Annotated in this window: 1 pseudogene; it reads right to left on the minus strand. The window is 71.0% G+C overall.

Going from position 1 to position 297, the window contains the following annotated elements:
- Positions 1-297, minus strand: a pseudogene (locus tag ACLBXO_RS32110) (TadG family pilus assembly protein); the annotation flags it as partial.

Genomic DNA, 297 nt, shown 5'->3' on the forward strand with positions numbered 1-297 from the left:
CATCAGCAACTGACCGACGCTGGCATTCGCCTGGACGATGTCGGTGTAGTTCGCGGCCTGCATGTTGAGGCTCGCCCCGAGGGCGTGGAGGACGCGCAGCCCGTCGACGCGGGCGCTGGCCAGGGCATCGTAGTCGCTGACGCTGAGCGACAGCTTGGCCCCGAGCAGGGCGCCGAGCAGGGCGTAGGCGATGCCGCCCTGGAGTTGCAGGGTGCCGGATCCGATCGTGAAGGCAGCGAATTGCGCGCTCGCGGCGGTCCCCGTCACCCGCAGCGGCACCGCGGCGGGCAGGCCGAT

Source organism: Methylobacterium sp. C33D (genome assembly GCF_053345825.1).